Source organism: Neobacillus bataviensis LMG 21833 (assembly GCF_000307875.1).
Classification (GTDB): Bacteria; Bacillota; Bacilli; order Bacillales; family Cytobacillaceae; genus Neobacillus; species Neobacillus bataviensis.
Genome location: NZ_AJLS01000049.1, coordinates 1 through 8,619 on the forward strand (window position 1 = coordinate 1; position 8,619 = coordinate 8,619).

The following is an 8,619-nucleotide window of genomic DNA, read 5'->3' on the forward strand; positions in this document are numbered from 1 at the left end:
CGTTGCCAGGCACATGAAAAAGACAATCCGAAGGGGTTGTCTTTTTTGCTGTATGTTCTGATATTGATTTTCGTGGAAGTATGAGAAATCATAGGCGGAGAATTTCCGGCTAATGTATAAAGAGGAAGCTTAAAAGGCAGAAATAAGCGGAGATATTCCGATTAACTGCTCTAAATAGGACAAAATCCAACGATTTGGATACTATAGACGGAAAAACTACCTTTATTTTTAAGGAAATAGGGGTATTCCCTAATTTAAACGGAAATTTTCCGTTTATTTTCCAAACCCATCGCGCCCCTATCTTTCTTTCATCAAATATTGATATTTCAAAGTGATGTCAAGAAATGAGGTAATAAGGCAATGAAACAGAAGGACCGCCCCCTGCTTCATCGAGCCCGTAACAGCTGCATCCTCTGGTTGAACAAGGATGGATAAGATAAAGTCCCGAGCATGATGCTTGTGACGGCGGCGGTGGTTAAGAGCAAAAATAGAATGAGCAATTGGAATTGTACGGCTTGAATGGGGTCGGCCCCGCCGATGATTTGGCCGCTCATCATGCCAGGAAGCTGGACGAGTCCGATGGTTTTTTGGCTCTCGATGGTCGGAAGCATGCTCGCTTTAATGGAAGTGATCAGCTGGTTGTGGATGGCCTGTTTTGGTGTTCCACCAAGGGACAAGATGAGTTCCGTTTCGTCCTCCCGTGCTTCTATCTCTGCAGAAAAGCGGTTAAGGAACAAAATGGCGAGCACCATTGAGTTGCCAATGACCATACCGCTGAGTGGGATGATATATTGGGCCGCCAGTGGCGTAATGTTGAAGCCAAGCATAATCCCTTGCGTTAGCGCTTCAATAAAAATCAAGGTAACCGCCACTTTCCATGTGATACCTTGGATCGCGCTCCCTTTTTTTCTAGCATTTTGCGTGGCTGCGCCGATCATGACCATCACCATCAGGAGTACATAGAGAGGGCTATCCGCTTCGAATACGAAATGGAGAATATAGCCGACCGCGAACAGCTGGATGATGGAACGGATGGTTGCGATCATCGTGTCTTTTTCAAGCCCTAGATGCAGCGTTTTGGATAGAAAAAGCGGGATCAGGACGAAAATAAGCGCGATGGATAGTGCGAGATAACTCATTGACTTTCTCCTTTCACAAACCGTCTCACTTTTTCATTTGCCGGCGCATTCAGCAAGCTGCTTTCCCCCGTTTCAATCACTTTCCCATTTATCATCACCCAGGTGTATTCACCGATTGTCAGCGCCTGCTCCAGATTATGTGTAATCCAGATGATAGTGGTGCCGAACTTTTGGTTTATTTTCACAATCAATGCTTCGATTTCCTTCTGGGACGCCGGATCGAGCGAAGAGGTGATTTCATCGAGCAAAATGATTCGGGGACGGTTAACCAGGGTGCGGGCAATCGAAACCTTTTGCCGCTGACCGCCAGATAAATCTTTACTATTTCGCTGCAAAAACGTCGCATCAAGGCCTACTTGGGTCAATAAATCTCGAGCCTCATCCACCGCTAGCTGTTTCCCCCGCAGCTCCATGGGCAGTGCCAAATTTTTGAACACGCTGCCGCTGATCATGGGTGCACTTTGAAGCGCCATCCCCACGTTGCGCCGCAATTGGACGGGTTCATAGCCGTCGATGCTTTGGTCATTAATAAAAATTCCTCCTGAATCAGGCGACAGCAGCCCGTTGCATAGTTTTAGCAGTGTCGTTTTTCCAGCTCCTGAAGGCCCTACCAAAGTTGTAATTTTACCTTCAGGAAACGATCCAGTAATTTCTTTTAAAATTGGCCGATTGTCAACGGAATAATACACATCCCGAAAATGAACAGCCGGTTTATAGTCCACTGACATTATGTTCACTTCTTTCCAAAGTCCTTATGGAAAAGAATTATATCATAGAACACTAGGAATCACATGGAATAAGAAGGTTGGAAGGTTTGACGAAAAAATCCTTATTTTAGACGAGTTAATCAATAAAAATGACGGGTAAATAGGAAGGTTCAAAAAAAAAGTAACATAAAAAGGGGATTCCAAATTAGGATTAATGTTGATTTAGGGCTCGTTCACAATAACGTCAAGACTTTGTTGCTAATTTGTGAAAATAATCACAATCACCTTTCTTACCTTTAAAAAGGTGATAATATATAAGTGTAGTCAGAAACAAACAAGATTTTGTGAAATAGTTAACAAACTTATTTATAAAAATCCAAAGGGAGATGGAGTACCATGTTAAATCTTTTAAGAAAAAATACTATTGTTGCCGGGATTTTAGCTATCATTCGTGTTTATATAGGATATCAATTTTTACATGCAGGCTATGGGAAATTAACTAGCGGCGGCTTTGATGCAAGTGGATTTCTAAAAGGTGCGATCGCTTCTAGCACAGGGGAACACCCAGCGGTTCAAGGCTGGTGGGCTACATTTTTAGAACAAGTTGCCTTACCAAACGCGGATCTGTTCTCTTTCTTAGTGCAATGGGGTGAAGTGCTCGTCGGAATTGCATTAATCCTTGGCTTGCTTACTAACTTTGCGACATTAATGGGATTGTTCATGAATTTCTCTTTCTTGTTCAGCGGCACCGTGAGCACAAACGGACAAATGATTCTTTTAGCCTTCTTCGTCTTAGTTGCCGGAGCCAATGCTGGGAAATTCGGTTTAGATCGTTATGCCATGCCATATGTGCGTAAGTATTTTGGGAATAAAGGTCTTCATAAAAAAGGCACGAGCGTTGCGTAAATACTTTATTAAGAAAGGCATTCGAATACTTACTTATTTCGGATGCTTTTTTTCGTTTTAAACAGCCGTGAGAGTTGAGGGGAAATGCAGGGGAGTTGGAGAGAAGGAAGTCCGTTTTTGCTGAAGGATGAATTATTATCTGGGAAATTTCCCTGTGACACTCGACAATCTTCTTACGTAATTAGCAGTGAAAATCTATGTAGATTCGTACCTTCAGGCTGTTTTAACCAAACGGTTGAATAGTATAGCATAAACTGAATTTCGTCGAATGGATGTCGGATAGTGGTAATTGGAACATTGGCTCTGTTAAACTACAAATTTAATATTTGGTCAAAATTAAGGGAAACCCTATATCTATTGGGTTTCCCATTCCTATTACTAACATACTTGTTTGTTAAAGTGGTGGATTTTCCACACCTAAGTGAATCCAATCTTCTTTTGGTGGTCCATATACCCCAAATGGTTTTATTCCTGCTTGACGCATAAGAATTGTAACTTGTCCACGATGATGAACAATGTGCTTAATTAGTCCCAATAAAATTTGAGCGTTTGTTTCTTCCCTGCCAAATGCAGTTTGCACTTCCTTCAAAGATTCATCTGTCCATTGTTCTTCAATGGTCTTGATTGCATAAGAACTTATATGTTTAAAGGTTTCAGCCATTTCTTTAGCTGAGTTAGGGATATTTTCTGCATTTTCTACTTCAGCTACTTTCAACCCGAAATGAGCTAAATATTCTGGAATATTTGTTGTGAAATGCCAGACAATTCTTCCCAAAGTACGCCCTTCTGGGTAAACTTTTTGTTTCAATGAATCATCAGTTAAACCTTCCAAAACCTTTTGAGTCAGTGTTGCTTCCCCATTCCATTCTCTAATAAAGTCTGCAATCGTTACATACATATACAATACCTCCATAATCAGCATTTCAATGATTTTTTATTTCAGAAATAATACCATAAAACATTTGTTCATATTTTTCAAATTTCCTTCTTTCCTATCTTTTGTTAGTTCGGTAATTGCTACACATTGAATTTTGACAATCATAAACTGTCATATCTGTCTGTCATTTCAAATACATATGAAGCAAAAGCATCATCACCTGCTTCCATCTTGACAAATAATAGTTCAATTGGTTAACTATTAGTGAGGTGAACCATGTATGAAGGATACGTCTATCAAAGAGTTGATTGATCAATATATTAATCTAACATTCTCAATTGAGAAAAATAGTGTGCAATTAATTAAAGGGCAAATTGGAAACGATTTAACAAGCGACCAGCATTACATACTACGGTACATTAACCAGAGGGAAGAATGTACGTCTTCGGAGCTTGCAGACGTGTTTAATGTGAAGAAGAGCGCAATTACGGCCATTATTGAACGCTTGTGGAAAAAGGGATTCATAAAGCGGACGCGCGATGAACAGGATCGACGCGTGGTTTACTTAACCTTAACAGAGGGTGGACAGGAATTATTTCGTGAAACAGAATTACGGATTTATCAACTAGTCGGATCCTTAATCAAACAATTTGACCAGGCAGAGATTGAAGCGTTTATGAAGACATATGAAAAGTTGAATCGCATTATTTTGGCAACCAAAGAAGAAATGTTGGGGGAATAACGGTGAAGGCGATTATTAAGGGGAAATGGTTTGTTTTGCTTGCCTGGATGGTTGTGGCGGTTGGTTTGTTTTTAGTCGCACCAAACATGGCAGATCTTGTGAAGGAAAAAGGGGATATTAAAGTTCCCGAGGGCTATTCATCGGCATTAGCCGGAAAAATCATGGATGAAGTCCAGGAACAAAAGAATGTTGGGGACACGGCAACCGTTGCCCTTGTTTTTCATAATGATAAAAAGCTGACGAAGGCGGAAATTTCCGAAGCGGAACGAGCCATTCGCGAGCTCGAAGCGGCTAAAAAGAAGCTCGGCATTACCGAGATTTTAACCCACTTTAACGAACCGAATTTAAAGGATCAACTGGTATCTGATGATGGAAAAACGATTATGGTATCCATCAAACACACATGGAATAAGAAGTTGACTGATAAAGAGCTTCGAGAGCTTTTTTATAAAACCACTGACGATGTGAAAGTCGAGCATTATTACACAGGCAGCTGGTTGATTAGTGAATCCTTAATGACCAGCTCGCAGGAAGGTTTGAAAAAAACAGAGGGAATTACGGTCGTCTTCATTTTGGGCGTATTATTGCTTGTCTTCCGCTCTGTCGTTGCCCCGTTCATTCCTTTAATTACGGTCGGGTTCACCTATTTAACGTCCCAATCGATTGTTGCCTTTTTGGTTGATAAGGTGGACTTTCCGATTTCCAGCTACACACAGATTTTCCTGGTGGCTGTATTATTCGGAATTGGAACGGACTATTGTATTTTACTATTAAGCCGGTTTAAAGAGGAGTTAGCTGAGCAAGAATCGATTACAGATGCCATCGTCGCGACGTATAAAAATGCCGGCCGCACGGTATTCTTTAGCGGGCTTGCCGTGATGATTGGCTTTGCGGCCATAGGCTTCTCGCAATTCCAATTGTATCAATCAGCGGCAGCCGTCGCTGTCGGTGTCGCGATTCTGCTTATTGCCCTGTTCACGATTGTTCCTTTTTTCATGGCTGTGCTTGGTTTAAAAATTTATTGGCCATCGAAAAAGACAGCGGAGCATGGGGAAAGCAAGTTGTGGGGGGCGGCAGGGAAATTCTCATTGGCTAGGCCTTTCATTGCCTTGTTAATTGTGGCTGCCGTTTGTGTCCCGTTCCTCGTCACGTACCATGGGACGCTATCTTTTAACTCACTTGAAGAAGTAAGTGGGGATATTCCGGCCATCAAAGGCTTTAATGCCATTGCCGAAAGTTTTAGTCCCGGCGAGGCGATGGCGACGCAGGTCGTGATTAAGAATGATGAAAAAATGGACTCTCTGGAATACTTGAATTTAGTTGAAGCCCTTTCGCAGGATTTGGAAAAGGTCAATTTAGTGGATAAGGTCCGTTCGGCAACAAGGCCGTTGGGAGAGACAATTGAGGATTTATATGTTTCAAAACAAGCCAAAACATTGGCAGAAGGCCTTGGTCAAGGGAAGGATGGCTTGATGCAAATCAGCGATGGTTTGCATCAAGCCGAAAGTGAACTGGTGAAATCTTCGCCACAATTAAAGAGCGCAACCGATGGGATTGGGTCATTGGTGTCAGGCACCAGTGATCTGAAATCAGGTCTCGTTGAAATTCAAACCAATCTCGCGAAGATTGAGAATGGAATGCGTCAGGGCTCGGCGGGTTCTACGCAAATTAGGGCAGGCTTGGCGCAGGCAAAGGCTGGTGCAGAGCAATTGGCTGCAGGACATCAACAGCTTTTAAAAGGATATCAAGACGTTGGCACCAATTTAACTGCTTTAAACAATGGATATCAGCAAATTGGCGGCGGCTTAGCCGGAATTTCTGCTAATCTCTCACAAATTACGAATGAAGATTTTTCAAAAATAGAGTCAGACTATCAAGGGATTACCAATTCCCCTGAATATGGAAAAATTAAAGGCACAGTCACAGGAGTTCAAGGGCCGCTGGCTGAACTGTCTAGCAATCTAGCACAGTTAAATGCTGGACTTGCGCCGCTTACTGAAGGGTTAAATATCGCAAATGCGAATTATAAAAAATTGGTGGATGGCCAGGCGGGAATTGCAGGTGGGCTGCAAGCGTTAATCGATGGGATTGCGCAGCAGCAGGCTGGTTTTGATCAATTAGCAAATGGTCAGGGACAGATTGTCGATAACTTCCCGAAAGTAACGAATGGTTTAACCGAAATTAACAAAGGGCAGCAACAACTACTAGACGGCTTCGGCGGTTTAGGCGACCAAATGACGCAATTAACAGATGGTCTTGGTCAAAGTGCCGATGGGCTCGACAAAATTTCTGATGGGTTAGCATCTGCCCAAGACTACGTGTCAGGATTGTCCGTCAGCTCGGCGTTTTATTTACCGGAGGAAATGCTTACAAGTAAGGACTTCGCCCAAGTTCTTGACACTTATTTTTCACCAGACCGCAAAGTCATGACGATGGATGTTGTGTTTAAAGAAAGTCCTTATTCAAATGAGGCGATTGATCAAGTCAAGGCCATTAAGTCGACCATTAAACAGGCGACTAAAGGAACAAAATTGGAAAATGCCGTTGTCGCTGTTGGCGGGATCACGAGTACAAACGCGGATTTAGAAACGATGTCCAATCAGGACTATACCCGGACGGTGATTTACATGCTCATCGGTATCTCGATTATCCTGATTTTCTTATTCCGTTCGATCATTATGCCGGCGTATTTGATTGGTTCGTTAATTCTTACGTACTATACCGCCATGTCCATTAATGAAGTCATCTTCATGAAGATTTTTCACTATACGGGGATCAGCTGGGCGGTTCCATTCTTCGCCTTTATCATCCTGATGGCACTTGGGATTGACTATAGTATTTTCTTAATGGATCGTTTTAACGAGTATAAGGAATTAACGGTTCGCGATGCGATGCAGATAGCCATGAAAAAAATGGGCACCGTCATCATCTCTGCCGCTATTATTCTAGGCGGGACATTTGCCGCGATGATGCCGTCTGGAATGCTCTCACTGTTGCAGATTGCCTCGATTATCTTAACAGGGCTCCTGTTATATGCATTCGTCATCTTGCCGCTGTTTGTCCCAGTCATGGTAAAAACCTTTGGCGAAGCCAACTGGTGGCCGTTTAAGAGACCGACAAATTAATATAAGTGCTAGTCACAGTAGGAAGGACCAGCCCCACACCCCTTATAGTGGTGGAGGCTGATCCTTTTTTTAAAAAGAATGATAGGCTATTAGATGGATCAATATAGAATAAATAGTAGTTAGAAAGTAGTGAATATGAACTAAACATCAAATTTCGACATTTTTCTAAAAGACTGTGGAGTATTATTGGATAGCACATTAAATACGTCACTGGGGGATATTCATGAAGAACAAATTGTTGGTTTTAGCCATATTATCATTATTTTCTATTATCTTTGCTGGATGCAGCGGAGATAATGAGAAGACCGCTGCCAATCAAGAAAAGCACTCTGTAGAAAAAGCAACAAAGTCCGAAAAGCCTGAAGATAACAGTTCTGCCACAACGGAAGCAGAAAAAGTGGACACAACAGCTGCTGAAAGTAAGATTACCGAGCAAACATTTGAGAAAATAACTTTTAACATGCCGGAAAGTTACCAACAACTAGAGATTGGTGATCAAGGCATGCCTGCAGTCGTGTATATGATTGATGCCAATGTAGGCAATAGTTTTAATATAGTAGCGGAGAAACTGCCTGATGGCATGTCACTGGATCAATATATTCAAGCAGCCACAGCTCAAACAGGCTTTGACTATATAAGTAACCAGAATTATACTGAGGGCGAATTAAATTGGAATGAAGCCGTAAGCATCAATCCAAAATCTATGCAAAAAATGAGTCAACGTACTTTTATTCTTGATGGGGCAGCTTATGTTTTCACCTATGCCGCTGTTCCTGATGCGTTTGATAAAAAATATGCCGAATTTGTTGATTTAACCAAATCTGTCAAAGTAAATTGAAGCAGGGGACGGTTCTTTTGCTTTGTTTTCGGTGGAATCGCGGGTACTTCCAGACTCCCTATGTTATCTACTATATAAACTTATTGAGCGGAGACTTTATCGTCTCCGCTCTATTTTTTTGAGAAAAGCTTTGAATGAATGAAAGGGTTAGGTATTTTGTATTTTGAACCAAAGGTCTCGTAGTGTTCATTACAACGCACTATGGGCCGGGTGCGACGTACTCGCCTTCGATGACTTGATGAAGACCATTTTGCTCAGGATTTTTGGAGTTTTGTCCTTCATCGG

General features: G+C 42.0%; 7 protein-coding genes. 4 read left to right on the forward strand and 3 right to left on the reverse strand.

Annotation, left to right across the window (positions count from 1 at the left end; genetic code table 11):
- Positions 1-386 precede the first annotated feature (386 nt).
- On the reverse strand, positions 387-1,139 hold the full coding sequence (locus tag BABA_RS07340) for an ABC transporter permease (protein WP_007084517.1): 753 nt from the start codon (positions 1,137-1,139) through the stop codon (positions 387-389).
- A complete protein-coding gene (locus tag BABA_RS07345; RefSeq protein ID WP_007084518.1) occupies positions 1,136-1,867 on the reverse strand; it encodes an ABC transporter ATP-binding protein in 732 nt (243 codons plus the stop codon). Before BABA_RS07345 ends, BABA_RS07340 begins: the two co-directional genes overlap by 4 nt.
- Positions 1,868-2,242: 375 nt before the next feature.
- Between BABA_RS07345 and BABA_RS07350 the strand changes: the two genes are divergently transcribed.
- A complete protein-coding gene (locus BABA_RS07350; protein WP_007084519.1) occupies positions 2,243-2,752 on the forward strand; it encodes a DoxX family protein in 510 nt (169 codons plus the stop codon).
- Between the two features lie 394 nt (positions 2,753-3,146).
- Here the strand turns inward: BABA_RS07350 and BABA_RS07355 are convergent, their stop codons facing one another.
- Positions 3,147-3,650: a DinB family protein gene (locus BABA_RS07355; protein WP_007084520.1), complete on the reverse strand. Its 504-nt coding sequence runs from the start codon at positions 3,648-3,650 to the stop codon at positions 3,147-3,149.
- Between the two features lie 259 nt (positions 3,651-3,909).
- Here BABA_RS07355 and BABA_RS07360 point away from each other — a divergent pair, with 259 nt between their 5' ends.
- From BABA_RS07360 to BABA_RS07370, 3 genes are all read left to right on the forward strand, one after another.
- The gene (locus tag BABA_RS07360) at positions 3,910-4,371 is read left to right on the forward strand and encodes a MarR family winged helix-turn-helix transcriptional regulator (protein WP_007084521.1); all 462 of its coding nucleotides are present in this window, start codon (positions 3,910-3,912) and stop codon (positions 4,369-4,371) included.
- 2 nt (positions 4,372-4,373) lie between these two features.
- Positions 4,374-7,496 carry an MMPL family transporter gene (locus tag BABA_RS07365; protein ID WP_007084522.1) on the forward strand — a complete coding sequence of 1,041 codons (3,123 nt, stop codon included), beginning with the start codon at positions 4,374-4,376 and terminating at the stop codon, positions 7,494-7,496.
- Positions 7,497-7,719: 223 nt separating this feature from the next.
- Positions 7,720-8,334, forward strand: coding sequence for a DcrB/PsbP domain-containing protein (locus BABA_RS07370; RefSeq protein WP_007084523.1), 615 nt, complete (start codon positions 7,720-7,722; stop codon positions 8,332-8,334).
- The last annotated feature ends 285 nt before the right edge of the window (positions 8,335-8,619 follow it).

Excerpts from the sequence above, each read along its gene's own strand:
- BABA_RS07360 (WP_007084521.1), top strand. The coding sequence starts at position 3,910 with ATGAAGGATACGTCTATCAAAGAGTTGATTGATCAATATATTAATCTA.
- BABA_RS07370 (WP_007084523.1), top strand. The coding sequence starts at position 7,720 with ATGAAGAACAAATTGTTGGTTTTAGCCATATTATCATTATTTTCTATT.
- BABA_RS07355 (WP_007084520.1), bottom strand. The coding sequence starts at position 3,650 with ATGTATGTAACGATTGCAGACTTTATTAGAGAATGGAATGGGGAAGCA.
- BABA_RS07345 (WP_007084518.1), bottom strand. The coding sequence starts at position 1,867 with ATGTCAGTGGACTATAAACCGGCTGTTCATTTTCGGGATGTGTATTAT.
- BABA_RS07350 (WP_007084519.1), top strand. The coding sequence starts at position 2,243 with ATGTTAAATCTTTTAAGAAAAAATACTATTGTTGCCGGGATTTTAGCT.
- BABA_RS07340 (WP_007084517.1), bottom strand. The coding sequence starts at position 1,139 with ATGAGTTATCTCGCACTATCCATCGCGCTTATTTTCGTCCTGATCCCG.